The 26,706-nt window shown below is 40.8% G+C and carries 22 protein-coding genes and 2 riboswitches; of the genes, 12 read left to right on the forward strand and 10 right to left on the reverse strand.

Annotation, left to right across the window (positions count from 1 at the left end; translation table 11 throughout):
- Nucleotides 1-116 precede the first annotated feature (116 nt).
- The 3 genes from J2S11_RS20890 (at nucleotide 117) to J2S11_RS20900 (ending at nucleotide 7,831) form a co-directional block, all read left to right on the forward strand.
- Nucleotides 117-4,490 (forward strand): AAA family ATPase, encoded by a 4,374-nt coding sequence (locus J2S11_RS20890; protein WP_307397937.1) that lies wholly within the window; start codon nucleotides 117-119, stop codon nucleotides 4,488-4,490.
- Between the two features lie 213 nt (nucleotides 4,491-4,703).
- Entirely contained in the window at nucleotides 4,704-5,603 is a 900-nt protein-coding gene (locus J2S11_RS20895) for a 6-bladed beta-propeller (RefSeq protein WP_307397939.1), read from the forward strand.
- A gap of 86 nt (nucleotides 5,604-5,689) precedes the next feature.
- Nucleotides 5,690-7,831 carry an S-layer homology domain-containing protein gene (locus J2S11_RS20900; RefSeq protein ID WP_307397976.1) on the forward strand — a complete coding sequence of 714 codons (2,142 nt, stop codon included), beginning with the start codon at nucleotides 5,690-5,692 and terminating at the stop codon, nucleotides 7,829-7,831.
- 165 nt (nucleotides 7,832-7,996) lie between these two features.
- Here the strand turns inward: J2S11_RS20900 and J2S11_RS20905 are convergent, their stop codons facing one another.
- From J2S11_RS20905 to J2S11_RS20925, 5 genes are all read right to left on the reverse strand, one after another.
- Nucleotides 7,997-8,548, reverse strand: a complete 552-nt coding sequence (locus tag J2S11_RS20905) for a DoxX family membrane protein (RefSeq protein WP_307397941.1) — start codon at nucleotides 8,546-8,548, stop codon at nucleotides 7,997-7,999.
- A gap of 179 nt (nucleotides 8,549-8,727) precedes the next feature.
- Nucleotides 8,728-9,216 (reverse strand): small multi-drug export protein, encoded by a 489-nt coding sequence (locus tag J2S11_RS20910; RefSeq protein WP_307397943.1) that lies wholly within the window; start codon nucleotides 9,214-9,216, stop codon nucleotides 8,728-8,730.
- Between the two features lie 92 nt (nucleotides 9,217-9,308).
- On the reverse strand, nucleotides 9,309-9,467 hold the full coding sequence (locus J2S11_RS20915) for a DUF6440 family protein (RefSeq protein WP_307397944.1): 159 nt from the start codon (nucleotides 9,465-9,467) through the stop codon (nucleotides 9,309-9,311).
- A 30-nt stretch (nucleotides 9,468-9,497) separates the two neighbouring features.
- A complete protein-coding gene (locus J2S11_RS20920; RefSeq protein ID WP_307397946.1) occupies nucleotides 9,498-9,704 on the reverse strand; it encodes a helix-turn-helix transcriptional regulator in 207 nt (68 codons plus the stop codon).
- Between the two features lie 4 nt (nucleotides 9,705-9,708).
- Nucleotides 9,709-10,062 (reverse strand): DUF6442 family protein, encoded by a 354-nt coding sequence (locus J2S11_RS20925; RefSeq protein ID WP_307397948.1) that lies wholly within the window; start codon nucleotides 10,060-10,062, stop codon nucleotides 9,709-9,711.
- Between the two features lie 211 nt (nucleotides 10,063-10,273).
- Between J2S11_RS20925 and J2S11_RS20930 the strand changes: the two genes are divergently transcribed.
- Nucleotides 10,274-11,179 carry an acetamidase/formamidase family protein gene (locus tag J2S11_RS20930; RefSeq protein WP_307397950.1) on the forward strand — a complete coding sequence of 302 codons (906 nt, stop codon included), beginning with the start codon at nucleotides 10,274-10,276 and terminating at the stop codon, nucleotides 11,177-11,179.
- A 37-nt stretch (nucleotides 11,180-11,216) separates the two neighbouring features.
- Here the strand turns inward: J2S11_RS20930 and J2S11_RS20935 are convergent, their stop codons facing one another.
- The 4 genes from J2S11_RS20935 to J2S11_RS20950 form a co-directional block, all read right to left on the reverse strand.
- Nucleotides 11,217-12,332: a sensor histidine kinase gene (locus J2S11_RS20935; RefSeq protein ID WP_307397952.1), complete on the reverse strand. Its 1,116-nt coding sequence runs from the start codon at nucleotides 12,330-12,332 to the stop codon at nucleotides 11,217-11,219.
- Nucleotides 12,329-13,048 (reverse strand): response regulator transcription factor, encoded by a 720-nt coding sequence (locus J2S11_RS20940; protein WP_307397954.1) that lies wholly within the window; start codon nucleotides 13,046-13,048, stop codon nucleotides 12,329-12,331. The genes J2S11_RS20935 and J2S11_RS20940 overlap by 4 nt, the downstream gene beginning before the upstream one ends.
- 16 nt (nucleotides 13,049-13,064) lie before the next feature.
- Entirely contained in the window at nucleotides 13,065-13,649 is a 585-nt protein-coding gene (locus J2S11_RS20945; RefSeq protein ID WP_307397957.1) for a CDP-alcohol phosphatidyltransferase family protein, read from the reverse strand.
- 204 nt (nucleotides 13,650-13,853) lie between these two features.
- Nucleotides 13,854-14,540, reverse strand: a complete 687-nt coding sequence (locus tag J2S11_RS20950; RefSeq protein WP_307397959.1) for an alpha/beta hydrolase — start codon at nucleotides 14,538-14,540, stop codon at nucleotides 13,854-13,856.
- Between the two features lie 243 nt (nucleotides 14,541-14,783).
- A riboswitch (guanidine-I (ykkC/yxkD leader) is annotated at nucleotides 14,784-14,903 on the forward strand.
- A 245-nt stretch (nucleotides 14,904-15,148) separates the two neighbouring features.
- Here J2S11_RS20950 and J2S11_RS20955 point away from each other — a divergent pair.
- Together J2S11_RS20955 and J2S11_RS20960 are read left to right on the forward strand one after the other, a co-directional pair.
- On the forward strand, nucleotides 15,149-15,496 hold the full coding sequence (locus tag J2S11_RS20955; RefSeq protein WP_307397960.1) for a DMT family transporter: 348 nt from the start codon (nucleotides 15,149-15,151) through the stop codon (nucleotides 15,494-15,496).
- Entirely contained in the window at nucleotides 15,496-15,810 is a 315-nt protein-coding gene (locus J2S11_RS20960; RefSeq protein WP_307397963.1) for a DMT family transporter, read from the forward strand. Before J2S11_RS20955 ends, J2S11_RS20960 begins: the two co-directional genes overlap by 1 nt.
- Nucleotides 15,811-15,851: 41 nt before the next feature.
- On the opposite strand, the gene J2S11_RS20965 is transcribed toward J2S11_RS20960, so the two are convergent.
- A complete protein-coding gene (locus J2S11_RS20965) occupies nucleotides 15,852-16,793 on the reverse strand; it encodes a diacylglycerol/lipid kinase family protein (protein WP_307397964.1) in 942 nt (313 codons plus the stop codon).
- Between the two features lie 600 nt (nucleotides 16,794-17,393).
- Between J2S11_RS20965 and J2S11_RS20970 the strand changes: the two genes are divergently transcribed.
- The 6 genes from J2S11_RS20970 (at nucleotide 17,394) to J2S11_RS20995 (ending at nucleotide 26,297) form a co-directional block, all read left to right on the forward strand.
- Nucleotides 17,394-18,380, forward strand: a complete 987-nt coding sequence (locus J2S11_RS20970) for an AAA family ATPase (protein ID WP_307397966.1) — start codon at nucleotides 17,394-17,396, stop codon at nucleotides 18,378-18,380.
- 30 nt (nucleotides 18,381-18,410) lie between these two features.
- Complete coding sequence (locus tag J2S11_RS20975) at nucleotides 18,411-19,649, forward strand: DUF58 domain-containing protein (protein WP_307397968.1); 1,239 nt, start codon at nucleotides 18,411-18,413, stop codon at nucleotides 19,647-19,649.
- Entirely contained in the window at nucleotides 19,636-21,900 is a 2,265-nt protein-coding gene (locus J2S11_RS20980) for a DUF4129 domain-containing transglutaminase family protein (protein ID WP_307397970.1), read from the forward strand. The genes J2S11_RS20975 and J2S11_RS20980 overlap by 14 nt, the downstream gene beginning before the upstream one ends.
- Before the next feature lie 199 nt (nucleotides 21,901-22,099).
- A complete protein-coding gene (gene guaA, locus J2S11_RS20985) occupies nucleotides 22,100-23,638 on the forward strand; it encodes a glutamine-hydrolyzing GMP synthase (RefSeq protein WP_307397972.1) in 1,539 nt (512 codons plus the stop codon).
- Between the two features lie 180 nt (nucleotides 23,639-23,818).
- Nucleotides 23,819-24,559: a phosphotransferase gene (locus tag J2S11_RS20990; RefSeq protein WP_307397974.1), complete on the forward strand. Its 741-nt coding sequence runs from the start codon at nucleotides 23,819-23,821 to the stop codon at nucleotides 24,557-24,559.
- A 97-nt stretch (nucleotides 24,560-24,656) separates the two neighbouring features.
- A riboswitch (purine riboswitch) is annotated at nucleotides 24,657-24,759 on the forward strand.
- Nucleotides 24,760-24,995: 236 nt separating this feature from the next.
- Nucleotides 24,996-26,297: an NCS2 family permease gene (locus J2S11_RS20995; RefSeq protein WP_307397978.1), complete on the forward strand. Its 1,302-nt coding sequence runs from the start codon at nucleotides 24,996-24,998 to the stop codon at nucleotides 26,295-26,297.
- Nucleotides 26,298-26,706 lie beyond the last annotated feature (409 nt).

Raw genomic sequence — 26,706 nt, forward strand, 5'->3', positions numbered from 1 at the left:
CCTAATTCAACAAGCAATTCCTCGTGAACAACCGTAGGATTGAGGTCATGTTATAATAATGAAGAAAGTAAGACTAGCTAAAAAAACATCATTAAGATGATCAGAGGAATAGCTATATGATAAGTACAGACGAAAAAAAGCTGAAAGATTGGTTGAAAGGCTCACCTATGGAGCTAACGACTTTTATACAACTGTCCATTACTTTAACGGAGATGGTGCACCGTATGCATCAACAAACTGCGTTTAGTGGTGGATTAAGTCCTTCAAATATTAGCATCCATCCGAATGCCAAACAGGCGAAGCTAATGGCGAGCGTTGAATCGGATGCTACCTATCAATCTCCTGAGCATACGGGTCGCATCAACCGTATACCGGACAGGCGTAGCGATCTTTATACACTTGGCGTCCTATTCTATGAAATGCTGAGCGGAGAAATGCCGTTTGCACCGAAGGATGAGGAAGACTGGGCGTTCGTACATATTTCTGCGTCACCGCAGCCCTTGTGTGGGATCAATCCTGAATGGAAGGGACCACTTCAATCTATTATTTTAAAATTGCTATCGAAGTCACCTGAGGATCGTTATCAGAGTTCCTACGGTTTGCTTTGTGATCTGAAGCAATGTGATAAAATGCTGAAGCAGAACAGGACAATTCTACCTTTTGAGATCGGGTTCTCTGACAAAATGAGTACGTTCCGAATACCAGAAACCTTGTATGGACGTAGTACAGAAATGGATCAGCTGAAAACTGGATTTGAACAGGCAGCAGCTGGATCTGCTGTATTACGTTGGGTTACTGGTAATTCTGGAATCGGCAAGACTACCCTTATTCGGAGCTTTCAGCCATTCGTTGCCGGTAGAGGCGGAAGGTTTGTAGATGGGGCGTGCTCTGCTGAGCGAAAGAGTATGTCCTTTGAGCCTATTTTACAGGCATTACGGCAATGGATGGAGCAAATTTATAGTGATTCTCTATTATACCTAGAACTGGTGCGAAAAAGATTCAACACCTTCTCCGAGCAAGAGAAAAAGATCATTATGGATTTCTTGCCAGAAGCTAAATTACTGCTGGACAACGTACCAAAAGAACAGCCCCCACTTAACACTGAATCTCAGGTTCGTTTTGGAGAATTGTTGCCTAGTTTAATTCGTTGTCTTTCTGAAAGCAAGGCGCCACTGGTCATATTTCTTGATAACTTACAATGGGCTGACACAGACATGTTTTCAGTTCTCCGCACCTTACTTCATGAGGAAGAAGTACCTGGATTGATGATCATTGGTGCATATCGCACAGAACGAAGCCATGGTTTGGACAATGGTAACAATAAGGAGGATAATGAGCAACTGCCAGAAACCCCTTGGTCCTCTACACTAGAAACTCGGTCAGTGGAGCAGGTTAATCTCTATGCCTTGGTGTACGAAGATGTGAGACAGTATATATCTGATTTAATGCATGAAGATACAGCAAGGATTCGCCTGTTTGCTCGATCCGTTTATCATCAAACTGGAGGGAATCCAGGGACTCTGCGGCATCTATTGGAAAGCTGGAGACGTGAGAGTAAGCTGAGCTTCGATGATGAGAAGCATCGATGGAGCTGGGATGAAGAGATCCTTCGACAATTCAGCGACACAGAGGGAAGTCAGCTTCTCATCAAGGCTAGCTTTGACCGGCTTTCGGAAGAAACAATGCTACTTCTAGCGATTGCAGCGACTATTGGGCCAAGTTTTCGACTTTCGCTATTAGCCCAGGTAAGTGGTTACACAACTAATGATGTGCTTAGACTACTGCATGCCGCTGAATTAGAAGGCTTGATTGGACGAGAGGATGATACAGAAGCGGGAGACAAAGAGGAAAGTCTCTATCTGTTTCTGCATGATCAGGTACAGCAGCTAATGTATGCGAGGTATGCTGAGAGAAACACAGAATGGCATCTACAGATTGGAAAGCAGCTGTTGCAGAGTTACCCGAAGAGGGTCAGTGAAATGCTTTTTGAAGTGGTTAATCAGTTGAATCTGGGGATGGAAAAGATGACACGGGAAGAGAGGCAGGAGCTTGCCGAGTATAATTTTCAGGCAGGCTCTAAAGCCCTTTCTATTGCCAACTTTTCTCAAGCAAGGGAGTATTATGAGGTGGGTTTAGATATTGTCTCAGATCAAGAGATTGAGTCTGGCTCGGTTGTTTATAACCTGATGCGTGGATTAGCCCAATGTAAGTATATGTGCAGAGACATCGACTCAGCAAAAAAACTATTGCTAGAGGTGAAAAGGCAGGATAGAAAGCTAAATCGCGCAGATAGAGTAAGTCTATATATCGATCTGATACAAATCCACACCTTTGATGAGGACGATAAAGCGGTCCAATTTGGTAGTGAGGCTTTGGCCGAGCTTGGTTGGACATTGCCAAAAAGAGTATCTAAAGTAACCTTGATCAAGGAAGTTTTCCAAACACAGCTAGCCTTGAAGCGCTTCCGTGATAGTGTCTATAGGATTCTTCCTAATGAGGATGAAGATCACATAGCGCTATCTGGGATCATTCATGCCCTTCTTTTTTCCCTACTAGTACAGAATAAAGAATCGTTAATTGTCCTGTATGCTCGTTTTATACGCCGCGGGTTAAAAAAAGGGATAGATAACTATCTAGCGAGTACTATTGGTGTGTATGAATTGCTATTGGAGAGAGGGCTTCCGTCTCTTTTCGAGTCGTCTCCTGCTACCAATCTAGAGAATCTGCAAGCGACATTTCATTCAGATGCAATCGTGCAGAATAGGCTTTCCTCTATTATCGGCATATCAAAGCAATTAGAAAATCCAGCGGAGGCTTCTGTCCATTTGGAAAAGTCGATGCGCTGGGGAGTAGAGAGCGGTCATGCGATTTTTGCAAACCTAGCTATCATGACATATTTGATTACCCATACCGGAGACGTAAATGAGTTAGCCAATATATTAGCTTACTTTGAAGGAAAACCGCGCCAATATGCAGATGAAACAACTTTGAGAGTGGTACAGGTTGCCAATGCGTATAGGGCGGCACTTCAAGATGTAACAGAGCAAGACAGCTTTGTTTCCATTCCTACTCGGACAAGCAAAGAGCAAAAGCAGGATAACGAAGACAACTATAGCTGTGGTTATAGATTAGAAGTCGCTTACTTATCCGGAAGATATCAAGAAGCTCTATACTGGGCAAATCTAGGTAGAGAAAGTGAGCTGGAGTTTGATTGGGTGAGGATCCGTAAACAACGCCTATTTGAAGCCTTAACTTTGGCGGCTATGTATCCTGATATCTCGTTGGATGAGCAGAAAAGGATCCGAAAGAAGATTCATAAACAACTTCGATTAATGGGAAAAAGAAAAGGATTCCTTGCCGCCAATACCGCAGCACATCTTCTCCTCCAAGCAGAATGGAGCAAAATGACGGACGATGAGCCGGGAGCTTTTCGCAAATATCTTTCTGCACTGAAGGAAGCAAGGGCTGAGAAGTATGGGCTTATTGAAGGGATAATTAATGAGAGGCTGGCTATCTATTACCAAGAGATCGGGAGTCAGACTGGTGCAATTGTGGCAACGATGGATGCATCTACAGCTTATACGTCTTGGGGAGCTACGGCTAAAGCCAAACAGCTTCAAACTCCCCTATTTAATAACCAAGACACTAAGCTGAGCCAATATGAGCGGGGCTCTTTTAATAGAAGTAATGATGAGAAGCTATATAATAGCTTGCCGACAGGTCAGAATAGGCTGGATAAAGTACCACTGTCCCTAGGCACGGGAGATGAACTGCACCAAATTATCAAATGGTCGAGCAAGGAAGAGGATGGTAATCCGTTGCAATCCTTTCTGGCAGCTACACTTCGCCAAGTGGGAGCGAGTAGGGGATTCATATTTAGGTATCAAAATGAAAGCTTTCACATTGACGCTGAGATATCTCATCATTTACTTGGTCAAGCTGCTTCAGCTATGTACTCCGAGAGTGTAATGTATCATGTCCTTCGAACGGGCGAAGCGGCTGTGCTTGATGATGCTACTCAGAGCTACTATAAAATGAAAGACCCTTATATTCAGCAGCAGGGGGCTCGTTCTATCATCTGTATGCCCATTGTATTCCCCGCTGATGAGTCACCGTATATCTTGTATTTAGAAAATACGTACGTCTCATGCGTTTTTACTGATTCAAGTGTAAACATCCTTAAACTAATGATAAATCGGATGATTTATCTTAAAGTGCTTCAGCACTCTTCTGATAGGGTAACGAGTGAAAGTACGCAACTTTTAGCGGAAACGAGTGACCAGAAGCTCATAGAACCATTAACGAATCGAGAAATAGAAATCCTACAGATTCTAGCAGAGGGTCTATCTAATAAAGAAATTGCCGAGAGCCTCGGTATTACCGAAGCAACGGTAAAAACCCATGTCTCCAATATTTATGGCAAGCTCGGAGTGAAGCGGCGTGGACAAGCCATAGTTCGAGCTAGAGAGCTCGAATTGCTTCGTAAGTAAATACGTATAATTGAAGAATTTTGCCTTAGAATGTCTATTGGAGACCTCCAAACATTCTAAGGTTTTTTTCGGACTACAACTTTCGTATGATCTTTTTTTATCAATCAGTATGTATACTCTAACTTACGGCAATAGCAAGAAAACAGCTATAACAAGAAACTATAGTGGCAAATATATTGTCGTATAAGATTGAAAGATAGGAGAAAAGTGTGAATGCTGCAAAGATGGAATGACTTCATGAAGAGGGTATCAAGTACAGTTATTATTGTTATGTTATTGATCAGTACATATCCAGTAGCTTGGGCTGATAGAGAGAGTGGTTCTATATCGTTTATTCAACCTCAACAAACTTTGCTTGATCGCCCCGTCGCTATAGAGATAGACAACGAAGGTAATATGTATGTTACAGATTACGGTAACAACCGGATTCTTAAATTAGACTCGAATGGAGGCTTTTTTACCGAGTGGGGAGAATTAGGAAGTGGAGATGGTCAGTTTAATAATCCAAGTGGAATCGCAATAGATAACAACGCCAATGTCTATGTAGCGGATAAACTTAACCACCGAATCCAAAAATTCGATTCGGATGGCAACTATCTCTCCGAGTGGGGGAGGTGGGGCAATAATGATGGTGAATTCAGATCTCCAGTCAATATTGCGATTAACCACAGCGATAATACGATCTATGTAACGGATCAGGATAACAATCGAGTCCAAAAGTTTGATTCGAACGGTCATTTTCTCAGCAAGTGGGGAAGCCGTGGCAATGGAGATGGTGAATTCAATAATCTATATGGTATTGCGATTGATCAGAGTGGGCATGTTTATGTAACGGAAAGCGAAAACCATCGGATCCAAAAATTTGATTCGGATGGGACCTACATGAGTCAATGGGGAAGCCTAGGCAATGGAAATGGCCAGTTTCAGCATCCCTTTGATATTGCCATAGACAGTAGTGGCCATGTTTATGTTCCTGATGCTCTTAATAACCGGATTCAAAAGTTCGATTCGGATGGGACCTATATTAGTCAATGGGGAAGCAATGGTAATGGAAATGGTCAGTTCAACTTTCCTAACAGTGTGGGAATAGATAGCAGTGGAAATGTTATGTAACGGAAGCCCTTAACCCTCGGATTCAAAAATTTGATCCGAATGGAGACTATCTTGACGGGTGGTCCAGCTTCGACATCACACCATCGATTACGCCTAACTTCGAATCCTTCGATAAGAATGAGTCAGGATTACATTATCTGGATATTAATGTGACCTTGGAGGAAAAGGGCCATGTCCTATCCGGGATTCTGAACGGTTCCACAACATTAATCGAAGGAAGCGATTATCTGCGAGTGGGAAATACGGTCACGATCAATAAGGAATATTTAACAACATTGCCGATCGGACAGGTCGTATTAACATTTGATTTTGGTGTAGATACTCAGTTGCCTTTGACAATAGACATTAGTAACTCGACCCCAATACCTGGCGCTCCATATTTGCAGCCTGCTATTGCTAGTGATGAGCAGGTTAGTTTGACATGGATCCCTGTAGATGATGCTACTAGCTATAAAATCTATCAAAGCCTGAGTCCTACTATGAATGGAACGGAAGTAGGAACGGTAGTCGGGTCAGTATACGATTATACGGCTACTGGTTTGGTAAATGGGACGACCTACTATTTTACGGTTAGGGGAGAGAATGTCCAAGGAGAAAGTCCTGCCTCCAATATCGTAAGTGCAACTCCGTTTACGATACCAGGAGCGCCAACGAACGTTGTGGCTGTGCCAAGTAATCGTCAAGCGACAATCACCTTCGACGCACCGGCGTTTGACGGAGGCAGTCCCATAACAGATTATGAGGTCACCGTATATCCTGAGGGGCATAGCATAATCCGAGCTAGCAGCCCGATTGTTGTTATGGGTCTGACGAACGGTGAGGCGTATACGTTTACGGTAAAAGCAAACAATGCCGCAGGCAGCAGTGTAGAGTCGGCGGCTTCCGATAGTATAACGCCGAGTGCGCCACCAAGTGGCGGGGGCAGTACACCACTACCACCGATTGATCCAGAGCCACAACCATTAAGAGGAGTGGATGTGAGGATAGATGGGAAGCTGGCTGCCGCAGGCACCGTTTCTGTATCCCAATCGAAACGAGAGGGGCGCACCGTACTAGTGGTCGCTCTGAATCAGGACAATCTTGCGAAGCAGGTGGCAAGTATGGAGTTAGGAGGGGTGCTCGAGGTTCATGCTAGTCGCCAAGTCGACGAGGTGTATGTGGAGCTAAGCAGAACACAGCTTGAATTCTTAAGAGAAAAGCAAGTTTTACTCGAGCTTCAAGCGATTAAAGGCACCTATCGATTGCCAATTGAAGCGATTGATATCCAACGTGCTTTGGCTGATACTGAAAAACCAGTCACGCTACAAGAGTTTAAGGTGCGTATCGGGGTGGGGGAACCGAGGGAAGCTGTGCTGAATCTTGCTGAAAGTGTAGCAGAGACAAACGGCTTCACGCTTCTCTCAGACCCAGTGGACTTCACTGTGGAAGCCTACCATGGAGATACCCAGCTGGAAGTGTTGCCGTTTGATCGTTATGTCGAAAGACTAATCCAACTTCCAGAGAGTCGCACGCCGCCCCAAATGACAACAGCTATCGTTCTGGAGAAGGGTGGAACGGTTAGACATGTGCCCACGAAGGTGGAGTCGGAAGACGGTCAGGAATATGCAGTCGCAAGTAGCTTAACGAACAGTACGTATGCCTTGATTTCTCATTCACTAACGTTTGAGGACGTACAGGCACAATGGGCAAAAGAAGCAGTAAATGATTTAGGAGCAAGACTTATTGTCCAAGGAGACAGTAGGGGCTTATTTTATCCTAGAGAAGATATCACCCGTGCTGAGTTTGCTGAGATTCTCATAAATAGCTTGGGTTTGAAGCTTAATAGTGTGCAGGTTTCTCCTTATCCTGATGTGATGTCGTCTGCGTGGTACAACGATGTGATACAAACGGCATACGAGTATAACCTTATTAATGGTTTTGAGGACGGTACTTTTCGCCCAGCGGATAAGCTGACAAGGGAGCAGGCGATGAAGATTTTCTCGAGTGCGATGAAGCTGACTGGGTTGAAGGACAAACTTTCTGCGCAAATAGAGGAGGAACTTTTGACTCCATTTTCTGACGCTAATGAAGCGGGGCAATGGGCGCTAAGCGGTATAGCGGATAGCCTTCAAGCTGGCATTGTTACTGGACGAGACAGAAAGACACTTGCCCCTAAGGCATTCATCACGCGTGCAGAAGTCGCAGTTATGGTCCAAAGGCTATTAAGGGAGTCAGGATTAATAAATTAAGACAATGAAAACATACAGCCAATAATTCTAAACAAGGAACGTTTTATGAACAAAGCCGCATCTCTCACAACGAGAGTGCGGCTTTGTTAGAGTTAAAATAAAATACTTTTATCTTATTTTCTGTAGGAGACTGTTCTCATAAATTCTTATTTTCACTTTGCTGTATTAATTTAAATCAGATTTTGTATTGGTAACTTTTCTCTGCCACGGTGTCCCCAATAAAGGCAACGCCCAACGATCTAAGCCGTAATAGCCAGCTACCTTCCAAGCTAACACGAGCCAAGTAGCCAACACGAAAAGTAAAGGATTGGTACTCAACGTACCAGCAAACAAAAAGCTGACGTTCATCACTCCGCCAAAGAAAGCAGCAATCCCTGTTAGTAAACCAAGAATAAGTCCTAGACCAACCAATAATTCTCCATAAGCCACCATAAAAGAGAAAACCTTAGCATTTGGTAATACAGCGTTTTGTAAAAATGCGGCGTACCACGAAGCAACCTCTTCCTTCTCTAGTGCTCCTGAAACGAAGCCTTGAACCGCAGCTCCAGCATTTTCACCGGTCCAGGCAGGGCCGGTCACCTTTTTCCATCCAGCCGTAATCCAAGCGTATCCTAAATACAGGCGAACAATAAGCCAAATCCAAGCTGAATTAGTGTTTGAGAATAGAAATCTCGAAACGGGATTCTCAGGAATGATAATTTCCTTACCTCTAGCCATATGTACACCTCCAAATGTAGTAATATTTGCTATAACACTACTATCCCCCAAAAGATAGAATTTTTCAACTACAATTAAGGAACAGATCGTGCTAAATGGATTATAAAAGGAGGTGTTCATTTTTCATAATAGATTTAAACGTAGGATCTACTTTACTGAAACTGATTTAAACGATCATATTAGTATAAAAAACCTATTCCATAACCAAACAGAACTCCAATAACGATAGACCACAAAGCAATAGCAATGGTTATCCACAAGCTTACATAACTCTTATTAGCACCGGCTGCTAATGCAATACCAGCTGAAAGGTGATATCCCAATAAGATACCTGCCAAAGAGACCCCTGGAACACCATATTTTTCGAAGTATCGTCTTGCTCTTATTGCGCGTTTGCTTGGCTCTTTATCCGTCTTCTTTTTCACTACCTTTGCACGTAATTTATTGATTACCCAAATAAATGCCATGACAGAAACTAAGTTACCCCCTATAGCTGTCAAAATTATAGGTATAGCCGGAAAGCCTAAAACTAACCCCATGGGTATGGCACCGTAGGACTCAAAAAACGGGATTAGTGAAAGAACAAAGATCCCCACTAATTGTAAAAATAAGTTCCCTTCCAAAGCCGGTAGTAGGTTAAAATAAAACTCTTGTAACTCTTGCAACATATGAAAGCTCCTCTCAAAGTACGTCGTTTGTCTATCAATTGTTTTGAAGGCAATTGAAGTGTACTCTTTCGCTACATCTGATTATCTTTTTATTAAAGGTTTCCCCTCCGCATCAACCAAGACTGTAAGCCCCGAACCAGAAAGATAGCTAACAAATATTGTACTCCAGTTTCTTTATCAGTAATAACATTGGCAATTGTTCCACCTTGGGCAGCCGGGTGTTCTACCTCAAATCGGATATCTTTTGACATCATAACTCCTCCTTGTTGTAAAATTTTTATTCAAAAATAGAATAGTTCCTCAAACTTCTTATCCAAAGCAATGCAAAGGATTAAGGCTAGCTTTGCTGTTGGATTAAATTGTCCTGTTTCAATCGAACTAATGGTATTCCGAGAAACACCGACTAATTTTGCAAGCTGTGCTTGGGATAGATTCTTTTCAGTCCGTACTTCTTTCAGGTGATTTTTCAGGATCAATTCATTTTCCATGAGCTCACCCTATCATTCCATAATCTTTAATTAGCTTTAAAATATGGGCGACTGTTAAAATGATCGTCGCAAGTCCATAAATCGTTGCAAGGACAATATCGCGTTTACGTCTCATACGGAACGCTTTAAAGATGAAACCAGCGGCGGAAATAGAAATGATAACGGCATATAGGCCAAAATCAAAGCCCTCTCCAATTAGGATTTGTGTCACAAATAAGAGGGTGGCTAAAATAATCCCTGTAGTAGAGCCAATACTTCCTGCATGTAGCTGAACTTCTATTTCGTATAAATCTCGATCCTTATTTTCCTTTCTACTTTTTGACAAGATTTCATCTTTGTTAATAAGAATCCCTCCCAACTAATTTGCCAAGTTTACTTGTCATACTCTTATTATATTATTGCCAAGTTTACTTGTCAAATAATCATACTTCCATAGCTTATATCTAGCCATAGATATACTTCCAGCATGTAAAATTTAATAGTAACAATACATTCTATAAAAGATAGAATTTTTCAACTATAATTAAGGGGCAGAGCATGATAAATTGAATATAAAAGGAGGAGATGAAATGAGCACTTTATCCTATGATTCAGGAATTATCTATGAGTTCAACAAAGAGAATCCCTATACAAAAGAAGTGTCATCAGGAACTACCTTGACTATTCAGACCTATGATTGCTTTCAAAATCAGATCCAAACTCCAGAAACTGAAGTGAGTGCAATTGATTGGGATAAGATCAATCCAGCTACCGGGCCTATTTATATTAGGGAAGCGAAGCCCGGGGATATTTTGAAAGTGAAAATAGAGAAGATTGATATTGGAGATCAAGGTGTGATGGTCGTAGGACCAAACTTGGGTGTAATGGGGCACTGCATAGAAAAAATGGAATCTAAAACCCTACCCATTCAAGAAGACAAGATTCTCTTCGACACGATTGAGCTTCCACTAAATAAAATGATTGGAGTCATTGGTGTTGCTCCTGATGGAGAAGGTGTGAATTGTGGTACTCCAGGTGCACATGGTGGAAATATGGATAATAAATTGATTACGGAGGGAGCTACTTTATATTTCCCTGTTTTTGTTGAAGGTGCTCTGTTTGCTCTGGGTGACCTTCATGCTGCTATGGGCGATGGTGAAGTAAGTGTATCGGGAGTAGAAGTAGCAGGTGAAGTGACGGTGACCTTGGAAGTTGTTAAGGGTGATTTATTGAAGCAACCGATGCTAGAGAACGAGTATTCTTTTGTTCAAATTGCTTCTGCTAGTACGCTGGATGAGGCTACGAAGATAGCAACGACAGAGATGATTGATAGGATTGTGGCAAAGTCTAAGCGTTCCTTGAGTGAGATCACAATGCTGATGAGTGCAGTGGGACAAGCAGAGATATGTCAGATTGTTGATCCTCTTATGACGGCAAGGTTTGTTGTTCCTAAATGGTTACTTAAGCAGTTGGATATATCATTAATTAATGAATAAATCAAAAAAGGAGGGCGGTACTCGTCCTCCTTTAATATTAATTGACTAAGGGTAAAGTAACCTGAATGGAAGTCCCTTCTCCCAACGTACTATCCACCTTAATCTTGCCCTGATGAGCAACTATAAATTGCTTTGCAATAGCCATTCCTAGTCCTGTACCAGCCGTTGGTATATCTGTGGCGGTCCCCCGAAAATAGCGTTCAAAAAGATGCTCGATTTGACTCTCACTCATGCCGATCCCATCATCAGCAATCGTGATATGTATAGCCTTGAGCTCACAGGTGAGGGACACCGTAATATTCGTTTTCGTTTCGTTGTGAATGACCGCATTCATGAGAAAATTAGTTAAGGCTCTTTTAAGCAGGTAGCTGTCGAAGGAATACATAAAGGATTCTTTGTCGGAGCTTACATCAAACTGATGATGCAGGGCATTAGGCTGCTGTTTAATGTCTTCAACCAGTCGATGAAGAAAAGCGACAATATCTATGCTTTCTTTATCGAGTGGAACTGAACCCTGCTCAAATTGTAAAGAATCACTCAGGTCATCGATCAGATGCTGCATATGAGCCGCTTTCTCCCTCATGATCTTTAGGAAGTGGGTTTGTTCTTCCGGTGACCAGGTATGCTTTTCTGAAAGTAGCATCGTCGAATAGCCTTGGATATAAGATAAGGGGGTCTTTAGGTCATGTGTGACCCCTGAAGTCCATTCCTTGCGCATTTTTTCGAGTTCCTTACGTTCCACATCATTCTGCTGAAGCCGAGTAGTTAACAGTTCCATCTTCTCGGTTAGCTCTTGATATAAAGTAAAGAAGCGCATATTTTTACGGTTGGCATATTCATTTACTTCTGGAGCGGTGTAGTTTCCTGCAGCTAAATGATCAATCCATTTTAAGTGATAAAAAATAGGAGAGCTCATTCTTCGTCCAAATATTAGTCCTGCAATCAAAATAAAGACTAAAATAGGGGGGACAAATCCTAAGAAAGCCAAGATTAAGGCCTCAGCTAAATCGATCTCAAAAAACCAGTGCATAAAAGGAAGACGAGTAATGATAGCATAGAGAATAAAGAGAAATATATAAAGGATAATACCCTGGACAACGATACCTATTACAAATTTGAAATAGTGTAGGCCCAGCTTTTTTTCAAGATTCATTCGCTCAGCTCCTTGCGCGAACCGTTTAATTTATAACCGAATCCACGAATATTAATTAAAAACTCCGGCTGTGTAGGGTCATGTTCAATTTTCTTCCGTAGCCTGCGGATATGGACCATGACCGTATTATCATCGCCAAAGCTTTCTAGTCCCCAAATTTTTTCATAGAGACCCTGTATGCTAAATACCTGATTCGGATGCTCACAAAGAAACGCTAATAGCTCAAACTCCTTTGCAGGGCATGGGACATGCTCACCGTTCACAACCAGCTTTCCCTCTTGCCTATATAACTGAAAAACCCCGTAATCGTATATGTTTAACTCAGTAGATGATTGCTGAGCCTTAGCTAGCTCCTGCCGTCTTAAATGTGCTTTTATTCGAGCGACAACCTCCAAAGGGTTAAACGGTTTGGTGATATAATCATCACCGCCAATCGTTAGCCCCATAATTTTATCTAAATCCATCGTTTTAGCAGATAAAAACAGAATAGGAACCTGCGTGATTTCACGTAAACGCCTACATAATTCAAAGCCATCGATATCGGGAAGCATAATATCTAAAACAATAAGATCGAAGCTTATTTCGTCCACGTAAGCAAGAGCTTCCTTGCCATCCTTAGCGAAATAGAGGTGCTCAAAGCCTTCTTTCTTCAAAAGAAAGTTAAGCATTTCTAGCAATCCCTGTTCATCGTCTACCAGTAGTAATTTGTGATTCATACCATTTTAGTCTCCCTTATAGCTTAATCCGTGAGCTCCTTGTGGAGTTGATTGCAGTAGGTGTTCTTACATAGGTGTCTGTACGTGATTTATGTTTAAAGAAATAAAGGTTTGCATAAATAAAGCTAGTTAAAAAAGAAAATAAAAGCCCAACCCACAATAGCTCCTGCCCAAAAGGCCATTCAAACATCAAGAAAAGAAAGGATAAATAGAAGAGGCAGGTACTTGCTTTCCCAAACTTATTAGCGGGGAGAAGATTCCTGCTCTTCTTTGCATGTAGCATGCTCATGAGGAGAATTGTGATCACGTCACGTAAAACGAAAATACTTGCTGCCAGCAAAGATATTCGCTGGTCGATTAGAAACGTTATAATGACACTCATCATCATTAATTTATCTGCTAAAGGATCTAATATTTGCCCTAAAGCGGTAATTTGATTGTTTCGGCGAGCCAAATACCCGTCCAAAATGTCACTACATCCTGCTAGAAGCAAAATGAAGAAAGCATACAGATTGGCATCGACCCATCCGGAAAAGAAGACATAAATATATATAGGAATAAAGAAGAATCTTGTAAGAGTGATCGTGTTAGGGATGTTCATATTTGCACCTCAATCATAGCATGTTTGATCCACTTTTTCATTGGACCTATAACTACACGTTGTATTCAAGCCTTTACTTTTACAAATTGCAGGATAAGCTTAGGAGCATGTGAAAAAGTAGCAACAATCTTTGAAATTGTTATTAAGGCAATAAAAGTCATGGTAGGCACCACATTTCATTTAGTTTTAGAATTCATAAGTGTATTAGGAACAGCTACTAAGGCGCTGATAATGATAGTTGCTAATGAAGGAATATACCTCATGAAAAACCTGAGATTGATTTTTACTTAAGCAAATCAAGTGACCACACTTCTCTACAAGTAGAAGTTTTTTCTTTTTTGCTCCGATGGTTAAGTAGAGGTAGTTAGCGCTTTTTGCTTGTACCAAATGATCAGAATCACCCTGAATAATTAAAGTGGGGGCCTCCACCTGTTTGTACAGATTCAGGGATTCCTGCACGATTTTTTTGAATTCTCTTGTTGCACAATAGGGAGTGTGTAGGAACTTTTTTACATAATTCTTTACTTTATCTGCTTGAAAAAATGTTTTTACAATCTCCTTAACGTTAAATGTAAATATAGGTGTAGCTAGTAAAGTCAATGATTTAACATGCTCTTTGTATTTAACAGACAAATGCGTAGCGATGATCGCTCCAGTAGAGAAGCCAATTAAATGCACACTTTTACCGTTTTTAATGATTTTTTTTAGTTCCGTTTCTGCCTTCTCAATCCAATCAAAGCGATTTGAGGACATCATTTCTGATCTTGATCCAGTTAGCCCTTTAAGCTCAAACGTTTTCGTTTTAAAGTATTGGGCCTGCAAAAATTCTGATAGTGGAGCAATTTCGAACTCTCCCCCCGTAAAACCGTGAATCATTAAGCAAGTTTCCATGCAGTATTCCTTCCTTCCTGTTCTATTTGACGGACGTACTCGCTATCAACACTGAAAGATGTTCTTTGTATCTGTGCGTTTGGATTTCCACGCGACTTAGTAACTCTATGTACATCGTAAAGAATCAAATAGAACTCTACGGAAAGCGAAGCTGAACAGGGGAATAACATAACCTGAACTTTACCTGAACAATCTATAGTTAAATGTCTTGAAAACATGGCTCCAATCAAGTAGAATAATAGACAATATGTTTTCTAGGGTTCCGCAGGTGTGCAGCCATGTTGTGAGTGCTGTGTACGGTCAGGTCCGAGAGAAAACACACAGCGTATAGCTGTGTCACGGAGGGATAAAAGCCCGGGAGATATCTTAAAGGATATTTCTCGGGCTTTTTTTGCATCCTAAGAAAAATGTACTAGGTTTTGATGTGATGCTCCGTATGACAAAAGGTGCTCTATGTGTATCAGTGAGTCGCACCTTCATATGTAGAAGATACCTCAAAATAGAGGCTATTTACACGGGACACAAGGTCGATTTCAGTATACGACCTGGGGCTTACACAACTATAGGAGTCCGAGAAATAAATAAGGAGAAAAGGGAGTAGGATGGAGATGAAAAAAAGCTGGACAATGGTTTTAGTGGCTGCCTTTTTTGAGGTGTTTTGGGTCATGGGATTAAAGCATGCCTATGATGTGTGGACATGGTTAGGAACCGTAATCGCTATAGGAGTAAGCTTTTCTCTACTGATATTATCAGGAAGAAAGCTTCCCGTCGGTACCGTTTACGCTGTATTTGTTGGACTTGGGACGGCGGGAACGATGGTGGCTGAGATCGTCTTTTTTGCTGAGCCAATCAAGCTAGCAAAAATTCTTTTGGTTCTGCTGCTTCTAATCGGAGTGATTGGCTTGAAGCTAGTGACTAAGCCTGAGGATCAGAAGGTGAAAGGGGTGGATCGATAATGGATTGGGCATTTTTAGTCCTTGCTGGGATTTTTGAAATGTTTGGTGTGGCCATGATCAATAGGTTAAATAAATATCGTAATATAACATCGCTGCTTCTTTTAATCTTAGGGTTTGGCCTGAGCTTTTTATTTCTGGCTCTGGCAATGGAGACCCTGCCTATGAGTACAGCCTATGCTGTTTGGACAGGGATAGGTGCATCAGGTGGAGCAATCATAGGGATGGTACTTTATGGTGAGCCTAAGACTTGGCCACGAGTCCTGTTCATTTCAATGATCTTAGGGGCGGCTGTGGGCTTGAAGCTATTTTCCTAAAAAGGCCTCACAGAAGCTTCTTCATTTAATCATAGTTGATATTAAATAATGATTTGTGTTCTCATGTCTGTGTTGATGGTGATGGGAGTTTTACCTATTATCTCTCCATCGGCATGAACAAGAAGGGGTCTCTCACTGGAAATAGTGAGGGATTTCCCTTCCAATAAAGTGACCTCTTTAAAGCGCTGATGCTGCCCCATAAAGACCGTTATAAACACAGCTAGAAGCTTCCACTTGTTCAACTGATGGACCACACATAGGCTTAGCTTTCCATCATCTGGTCTTGCATTAGGGGAAATCTTCATCCCACCACCGTAATAAGGGATATTAGAAATGGCGACCAGCCAAGCTTTCTGAAATGTATGGGCATTCCCATCTATCTCAACGTGAATGTCGCAGGGCTGATAGCTAAAAAGAAGACGAATGACACTTATGGCGTAAGCTAAGCTCCCACACCTAAGCTTATTTAAGAACTTTTTATAGCTAGATTGATTTGTTTCTTTGGCTACTTCCCCATCAAAGCCTATGCCTAATCCATTAATAAAAAACCTTTCTGCTTTTTTTCGTTCAGAGAAACGGAAACGACCAAGATCAAATGTTCTTGCAGACTTATTTTTCCTTTCATAGATACGCTTCCACGCTTTTTTGACAGAGCGCGGGACCATAAATCCGCGAGCAAAATCATTACCAGACCCTCCAGGAATATATCCTACAGGAATTTGTGGATAAGAGCGCAAGCCATTAATAACTTCATGCATGGTCCCGTCCCCACCTACAACAATAATGGCTTCTAAACGCTCGCCGTGGAGCTCAGCTATCTGTAAAGCGATATCCTCAGCATGACCAGCGTGCTTCGTGAAGAAGGAACGATAATACACGTTTTCTGTTTCTAAATCAGCCTTAATAAGCTCCCATACTTTAGAGCCCTTACCACTTCCTGCAACAGGATTTATAATAAAAATATACATATTATTTTGACGCATATTTGTATTCCCCATTTATTCTTCAATTTATCTATGTTATTTATCTCAATCATTCTTTACTATAATTATCGAAACTTTTTAACCATTTATGAAGTCTATTTTTACAGTCTAAGAATTTATAAAATTTGATACAATGATTTCTTCAAGTTTTAAAAATTCTGGCTGCATGTAAAAGCTTCCTCTAATGATGGACTAGACAACCTCTTCGAGAAGGCTTCAATAGAAGCTTTTCTTACAGTCTAAGAATTTATAAAAATTGATACAATGATTTCTTCAAGGTTTATAAATTCTGGCTGCATGTAAAAGCTTTCTCTAATGATGGACTAGATAACCTCTTCGAGAAGGCTTAAATAGAAGCTTTCCTTATACTAACAGAGTAAAATTGTTCATGCTAGATGCTAGAAAAGCAAAGCTAATATAGATATACGGCAAATTAAACACTTCCTAATATAAATCTTTGTCTTAGCTGATAAAAATGGGTTTAGTCGTCCTATAAAAAGGAAACTTACTATTGAGCATAGAAGTTTACTACTAGAGTAGCAGAAATGTTATAGTAGAAATGTAAATAAACTGAAAAGACGGACATTTGGAGGATATTCTATGGGAAAAAACCTTGCCACAATTCAAGACTTTGATCAATACCATGCAAAAATTGCATCGGTCATGCAAAACGTTAATGCTGTCATTGTGGGGAAAAAACCAGTGGTTGAACTTATGATGGTAGCCATTATGTCTAAAGGCCATGTTCTATTGGAGGACGTTCCAGGGGTTGGAAAGACAATGCTTGTACGTGCCCTTGCTCGCTCATTAGGCTGTAGCTTTAAACGTATTCAATTCACACCAGACTTACTCCCATCTGACGTAACTGGTGTCTCTATATATAACCAGAAAGAAGCTAATTTTGAATTTCGACAGGGTCCTATTTTCGGGAACGTCATTTTAGCCGATGAAATTAATCGTACATCCCCAAAAACACAATCTGCTCTATTAGAAGCTATGGAGGAGGGTAGTCTAACAGTTGATGGCGATACTAAACGATTACCAGAGCCCTTTATGGTTATGGCTACCCAAAACCCGATTGAATATGAAGGAACATTCCCATTGCCGGAAGCACAGCTAGACCGTTTTCTCCTGAAGCTAAGAATGGGATATCCCACACAAGAAGAAGAGATGGAAGTTCTCACGCGCATCCAAGAAAATCATCCAATCGATCAAATCCAAGAGGTTATCAGCAAGGAAGAGCTACAGCAGTTTCAACAAGCGGCTCGTTTGACTCATGTAGATGACTCCATCAAGGAATATATTGTAGAGCTTTCTCAGGCAACAAGAACACATCAAAGTGTTTATCTTGGAGCAAGTCCTCGTGGTTCTCTTGCTTTATTACGTGCTTCCCAAGCCTTGGCGTATATTCGAGGAAGAGAATACGTCATTCCTGATGATGTTAAATATCTGACTCCGCATACATTAGAGCACCGCATCATTTTAAAATCAGAGTCGCGCTTAAGCGGGGCAACCGTTTCCAACGTATTAAAAGAAGTAATCGGAAGTGTCAAGGTACCTGTATTTAAAGAACCAATGTATAAATAATCGCGGGTTTCATAAAAGGGACGTGTATGTATGAAAAACAAAGCATCCTATGGAGTATGGACTATATCTATATTATTAATTTGTGCCTATGTCTATGCCAAGTTTCAGGGCGGGTTTATTAGCTGGTTTATTTTCTATGCCTTCTTGCCTATTGCCATCATGGCTGTAGGGTTATTTCTATTTGCCTTCCGCGGTGTGCACGTAGTTCGAGAGCTAAAGAAACCTAAGTATACAGCAGGGCAAACTGTACAGGTGAGGCTGCGAATTATGAATCCGTATCGCTTTCCGTTTATCTACCTTATGGTTAAAGACAGTCTAGACCCTAGGCTTATAAATGCTGTTGAAGACACCAAAAAGATAGTTTTGGGTGGATTCAAAAAGGAGTATATAGTTGAGTACTCCATTGAGGACGTCCCTCGTGGAGTCTTCAAATGGAATGAGCTTAGTATTGAAACGGGAGACTTATTTGGCTTGGTTAAAAGACAGCACACGTTCAGTCATGACAACGAGATCGTGGTTTATCCGAAATACCAGATCATTCGCAGATGGCGCACACTAAATGAAAAGAACATCGGTACGACCTTCAGCTTCAACCGACAGGATGAGGATGTTAGCTCCGTCATGGGCATCAGAGATTACGCTCCTGGAGATCGCTTGGCTAGGATTCATTGGAAGGCCACAGCTAGAACCAATTCCTTAAAGACCAAGGAATATGAGCATCAAATCACCAATGATTTTATGTTTTTTATTGACCGTGAAATGAAAAGCTACGGTGGAAAAGGAACGGGAGGCAAGGTCTCCGCCTTATTTGAAAGAACGGTCTCCTTAACCGCCTCCTTAACTCGCCTTGTGCTTAAGCAACATTTCTCTGCTGGGATCGTGTCCTACGGAAAAGTAGCTACAGTGATGAACATGTCTAAGGACCAAGAGCAAATATTCAGGATCTATGAGCATTTGGCGCGAATAGAAGCAGATTCGACGTACTCATTTATTAAAACAGTCCTTCGTGAAATCTCTTTTCTACCTATGGGGACAACGGTTGTTATTCTTACACCCCGTCTAGATGAAAAAATAATTGGGCTACTTAATGATATTAGCTATAGAAGAATAAAGCTTGAATTTTTCTGGATGAAGGGTCATAAAGAGATAACACAGCAAGAGAGACAATATCTAGCCATGCTAGCCCAAGCTCAAATTAACTATCATATCATCTCAAATGATCGCTTTGAGCAAGCCCTTTCTGGAGGTGATCAGCATGTCACAGCCTAAGCAGGAACATCTTAGAAAAAATCAATTCTCTTCACTTGCCTCCTTTGTGATGTTAGTGCTCGTCACATTAATGGTTTGGGAATGGCTGCGGCCTCTAATGGTTCTAACAGATACGTATACGATTAGGCCATTTATTCTTTACTTTGGTTTAGCTATGCTTATCCAATGGTTGAATCTGTCCAATTGGATCCGTTCAGGAATTATGCTCTTTTTCCTCATTTACTTCGTCCATAATCTATATATCTATGAGCCTTTTTTTAGCTCAGATTGGATTCGGTATTTAGGTTCAGAGCTCCTATACTCGATTGGGCTATTATTTAACGGAGACATAGACTCTCATTCTTATATCGTCTTAACCTTGTTCTTCTTATTGATTCACTGGTTTGGGGCTATTGTGATCTTTAAGCTTGTGATTGAACGGGGGAAGACACTGTTCTTTTTCCTACTGACAATCGTTCTGTTAGCAATTTTGGATACATTCACTCCATACGCAGCTATGTTTCCCATTATTCGTAGCTTTATTTATGGATTATTGCTTTTAACGATTAGTCAAATCGGTCGTCTATTTCCTCGTCTTGGAGATAGGGCTGCCACAGCTACGACTTCTTTTCCACAGCAATGGCTATGGACAAGTGTATTAGTTGTAGGTTTAGTGACGGCTATCGGCTTTGTTGCCCCTAAGGCTGCTCCTGCTTGGCCGGATCCGATCCATTTCATCCAAAGCTATTCGGACTCCATTCGTGAAGGGAGTGGCGGCTTTGGTGGAGGAGCCATTCAGCGTATTGGCTATGGGACAAATGATGAGAATTTAGGAGGGCCATTTATTCTCGATGATGGTCTAGTCTTTGTGGCTCAGACTCAAGGTCGGGGGTATTGGCGAGGAGAATCTAAGGATGTCTATACCGGTAAGGGGTGGGTTCAGTCTGACACGTCTGCTGAGCAAAAAGCCCTACAAATGAGTGACGGAAGATTTTATGCACAAGACCTTGGTTTAGGACTATTACATTCATCCGGTTCCACCTTAGATTCTGTGACCTCTAGAATACGATTTGACCAGCCTAGGTTTTCAACCGTTTTTTACACAGGTGAACCTACATCCATCTTTATGGATCCTGTAGAATATCCTGAGTTTCTAGAGGTTAATAGTCAGGATGCAAGCCTAAAGCTTTTTGCTGCAGGAGAAGATGAGGTTGGTCTGCACAGCTATACGGTGACAAGTGAACTGCCTACTTATTCCACTCAAGCCCTTAAAAATGCTTCTGTAGCTAATTCCCCAAGTGAGATCCTGGAGCAGTATACACAGCTTCCTGATACGCTACCAGATCGGGTAGGAGAATTAGCTCAAGAAATTGTCCAAGAAGCGGACAGTGATTACGAAAGGGTAAAAAGAGTAGAGCGTTTCTTCAAAACAAACGGATTTGAGTATAATATTGAAGATGTTGCTGTTCCAGATGATGATCAGGATTATGTTGATCAATTCCTTTTTGAGACGATGGTAGGATATTGTGATAACTTCTCAAGCTCTATGGTTGTATTACTGCGTACATTGGATATTCCTGCTCGTTGGGTAAAGGGCTTTACCTTTGGAGATGTATTAGAGGCTTCAGGTGGTGAATTTACAACTGAAATTAGGAACAGGAATGCTCATTCATGGGTAGAGGTTTATTTTCCGGAAATTGGATGGGTCCCATTTGAGCCTACGCAAAGCTTTAACAACCCATTCATCTTTGAAAGAGATGATATCGATACATCGAATCCGGAGGATTTTGAGATGGAATACGATCCTTTAGATGATCCGTTTAGCGATTCATTCGAAGAAGGGATTGAGGAATATTCCAGTTTTACACCAGGTGGGGCTTCTGGAAGTTCAGGATCTTGGTTTTCTATAGGAAGAATTTTGATCGCCTTAGCGGCTATTTTGATCCTACTATTAATTATAGCCTTCTTATTTAGAAAAAACCTGTTGTTATCTTGGGTGATTATGCGCTATAAGGAAGCATCTGATCAGCCTACCTTTTTCCGTATATACGAATGGCTTATTCGCTACCTTGGCAAATCTACAAAGCCTAGGGACCCTTCCCAAACAATGAGGGAATACGTCCTCGCCTTAGAGCAAGAGCTTGAAATTACTGAGCTTAAATCGATTACACAGCTGTTTGAGCAAATGAGATACGGGAAGAACCAGGATGATGAACAAGTAAATCGTGCATTTGCAATGTGGCGCACGATTATGAATAAGCTAAAATCTTAAAAGGAATTCCGTCTTGACCTTTTACTAAAGGCTTGTTATGATATTCCCAAATCCGAACGTTTCAACGAAAAAACTAGGATTTTCTACTCAATCTGTTCTGTGTTGAGAGTCTCTCCTAGTTTTTCGTTTGTTTTTTGATCTTATTTCCAAACAATTTACATCACATGATACGTTTTTCACTTAACAAGGAGGAGCAGCGATGGACAAGCCAAATGAATTAATTATTGTATTAGATTTCGGGGGTCAGTATAATCAGCTGATCGCTAGAAGAGTCAGAGATCTAGGGGTGTATAGTGAGCTATTACCTCATGATGTATCTATTGAAAAGATCAAAGAACTAAATCCAAAGGGGATCATTTTTTCTGGTGGACCTAACAGTGTCTACGAGGAAGGCTCTCCACGCTGTGACGAGAAAATCTTTGAATTAGGAATCCCGATTCTTGGAATTTGCTATGGTATGCAATTGATGACCCAACATTTTAAAGGGAAAGTCGAAAAAGCAACCCTTCGTGAGTATGGGAAGGCTGTGGTTAATCTAAAAGAAAAATCCCTATTATATGATGGTCTTGAAGAAGCTCAGCTTGTTTGGATGAGCCATGGTGATCTTGTGATTGAGCCACCACAAGGGTTTATCTTAGATGCTACGAATGAATCCTGTCCTGTAGCAGGGATGAGTAATCCAGATAAAAAGCTATACGCGGTACAGTTCCATCCTGAGGTACGTCACTCTGAGTTTGGGATCGAAATGCTAAGTAACTTTATCTACAAAATTTGTGAGTGTGAAGGCAATTGGTCTATGGATGCATTCATTGATTTAGCTGTAGAAGAAATCCGCCAGGGAGTCGGCTCCAAAAAGGTATTATGTGCCTTAAGTGGTGGTGTGGACTCCTCGGTTGTGGCGGCTTTAATCCATAAGGCAATCGGTGATCAATTGACTTGTATGTTTGTTGATCATGGACTTTTGCGCAAGGGTGAAGCGGAAAGTGTGATGGAAACCTTTACGAGCAAATTCAGTATGAATGTGATAAAAATCGATGCTAAAGAGCGCTTTTTATCCAAGCTTAAAGGGGTCTCCGACCCAGAGCAGAAGCGTAAAATTATTGGGAACGAGTTTATCTATGTCTTTGAAGAGGAAGCAAATAAGCTTCCAGACATGGATTTCTTAGCCCAAGGAACGTTATATACAGATATTGTTGAAAGTGGTACAGCAACGGCTCAAACGATTAAATCCCATCATAATGTAGGCGGTTTGCCTGAGGAAATGAAAATGGATTTAATTGAGCCTCTAAACACATTGTTTAAGGACGAGGTCCGTAAGCTAGGAGAAGAGCTTGGCTTACCACAGGAAATCGTTTGGCGCCAGCCGTTTCCAGGCCCGGGACTAGGTATCCGTGTGCTAGGTGAAATTACTGAGGATAAGCTAGAGATTGTGCGTGAATCTGATTATATTCTACGTGATGAAATCAAAAAGGCTGGTCTTGAACGCGAAGTGTGGCAGTACTTTACAGCTTTGCCTGATATGAGATCTGTAGGGGTAATGGGAGATGCTCGAACTTACGATTATACAGTAGGAATTCGTGCGGTTACGTCTATTGACGGAATGACAGCAGATTGGGCTCGTATTCCATATGAAGTATTAGAAAAAATCTCTACACGTATTTGTAATGAGGTAAGTGGCGTCAATCGCGTAGTATATGATATTACCTCTAAGCCTCCAGCAACGATTGAGTGGGAGTAAACTAGATACATGATTTGGTGCAGAAAAGCGATTTACACATTGTGTGAGTCGTAAAATAAATAAAAATATATACTAATGATAAGGTTCCCCTAGAATATTCCACCATGTGATGGTGATAAGAAAGGAACCTTATCATTTTGTTTTTATTGCGAGAAATTGTTTGTTTGGAGGGCTAAAGTAATGGCTGAAAGAAAGATGATTGGTCAGGGAAAAATAGCAAGTATCTATCTCGAAAATGGTTTAGCTGTCAAAAAATTTCCGGATGACTACAAATCAGACTGGGTAGAATACGAAGCAAAGATTCAACAGGAAATTCAGAGCAAAACAACTATTCCAGTACCGAAATGTGAGTACTTGAGGGATACGAATGAAATAAAAATGGAGTACATCGACGGCTACACACTTGGCAATAGGATGCGGAAAGACAAGTACAAAAACGGTTTACAAGATCTTGTTGAATTGCAATTGTCTGTGTATAACTACAGTGACTTAGAATTGAAGCAGGCACATACCCTATTTAAGAATGACCTATACTCGTCCAAGCTTGACCAAAGTCTCAAGGATAGGGCTCTTCAATCTCTTTTGAATGTTGAAGAAAAGCAAGTACTCTGCCATTTTGATATGCATTTTTTAAATATTATGTATGATGAATCTCAGTATTTCATTATTGACTGGGTAAATGCGAAATTGGGAAACCCTATACTGGATATCGCACGTACGTACGTGTTGTTAAAGCAATATGCACAAAGAATGTCAGAAAAGTATTTAAATATGATCTCAGCAGAGGGGATGTTTAATCTCAGTGAAATAAAACAAGCTGTGCCAGCCATAGCAGCTTTACGACTGCTGGAGAATGATTCAAATGATTTTTCTGCTAAACTCATAGAAATGATTATGGATGAACGGATGAATGAATATTAGAACTCACAACTTTTATTAAATGCGAACATTTAAGAACTTTAATCTAATTAATGTTCGTAAATAACTTGACTTTACTATATTAACATCTTAAACTATGAAGGTAATTAAATATTTTCTTCGTATAATTCTGAGAATATGGCTCAGAAGTCCTCTACCAAGCTTCCGTAAACAGCTTGACTACGAAAAGTGGATGATGTGATCCATATCTTTTGGGTTTTCGTTATTAGTGACTGGAGGGAATCATTTCCCCTATTATTCACTAAGCACTTTTGAATGTTAAGTTAGTAGGGAGTCTGGGTAGTAGCCTAGGCTTTTTCTTTTTGAATTCATCCATATTTAAAAGGAAGTAAGAGGGTGTTCATGGAAAAAAGAAGAGCTGAGAAGGATATATTAAGTAATTAACTAAGAAACTAAGAAGGATAAGAGAGGGATGAGTATGGATCGGTTCTTTGGTTTAAAAGAACAAGGTACAACTGTAAGAAAAGAATTCGTAGCGGGTTTAACTACATTCTTAGCAATGGCCTATATTTTGTTTGTGAATACAGATATGTTAAGTGCAACAGGCATGGATCCTGGTGCTGTATTTGTGGCAACAGCATTAGCGGCGGCTTTGGGTAGCTTGATCATGGGTCTTTTAGCTAACTATCCTGTAGCTTTAGCGCCTGGGATGGGTATTAACGCATTTTTTGCTTTTACTGTTGTTCTCGGGATGGGGATTCCTTGGCAAACAGCATTAGCAGGAACATTCGTTTCAGGAGTTATTTTCTTTATCTTAACTTTGTTTAAAATCCGCGAAACAATCATCAATGGAATTCCAGAGCAAATGAAGCTAGCCGTAGGAGCAGGTATTGGTTTGTTTATCGCTTTTATTGGCTTTCAAAATGCGGGGATCGTGGTGGCAGAAGAAGCAACTATTGTTGGTTTAGGAGATATCCTATCGCCTCCAGTATTGTTGACGGTTTTTGGACTAGTTGTCAGTGCAATACTTATGATTAGAGGAATTAAAGGTGGAATTTTCTTCGGAATGATTCTAACCTCTATTGCAGGTATTATATTTGGTCTTATCGATGCCCCATCTCAAATTGTTTCAAGTGTTCCCAGCTTAGAGCCTACTTTCGGTGTTTTATTTAAGGATTTCTTTGAGCATGTGTTTAGAAAAGAGATGATTCTTGTTATTTTCACCATGCTATTTATTGACTTCTTTGATACCGCTGGAACGTTAGTAGCTGTAACAAGACAAGCGGGTCTAATGAAGGATGGTAAGCTACCAAGGGCTGGGCGTGCTCTTTCTGCAGATGCGGTAGCTACAATGGGAGGAGCAGTTTTAGGAACTTCAACAACAACTTCTTATATTGAATCCTCTGCTGGTGTTGCTGTTGGAGGAAGAACAGGATTAACTGCCGTTTTCACAGCGTTGTTCTTTATCGTAGCATTATTTTTCTCTCCATTATTAGGTGTGGTGACATCCAATGTAACTGCCCCGGCTTTAATTATTGTAGGAGTATTAATGGCCTCATCGTTAAAAGCCATTGAATGGGATAAATTAGAGTATGCTATTCCAGCCTTTCTTACGATTGTGATCATGCCTTTTGCATATAGTATTTCTACAGGGATTGCAGCAGGCTTCTTATTATACCCAATCTTTATGATTTTTAAAGGAAGACATAAAGAGGTTCATCCAATAATGTATGTGTTATTCTTCGTTTTCGTGGCTTACTTCATTTGGTTAGTGGAGTAGAGAGTAGTAGTCGTATAGTTAGACTAGGATAAAACGGACAATATAAAAGTTTAAAATATAGGTTCAGCCATCACTCTATCTGGTGCTGAACCTATATTTTCTTTTTCTATTGATATAGCCTGAATTCTTTTTTTATTTTATTTCTCAAAAAAACTTATTGCATATTAATTTTAGATGTGTTAAATTATTATTTGTCGCCGCAAGACAGCGACGGAATATGATGAACTTGAAAATGACTTTCTTTCATTAATAAAGAATTTATCTGTTCATCTTAAACAGAACCTTGAAAACTGAACAAAGAATAGCCAAGCGTAAAAAAAATCTGTTGCTTGCCTTCCTTTCGAGGAAACAAGGAACGGGTCCAATTCTTTTGAATGAACAACGTAATGAGAGCTTATTTCAAGCTATT

Origin of the sequence: Bacillus horti, from assembly GCF_030813115.1 — a bacterium.
Taxonomy (GTDB): domain Bacteria; phylum Bacillota; class Bacilli; order Caldalkalibacillales; family JCM-10596; genus Bacillus_CH; species Bacillus_CH horti.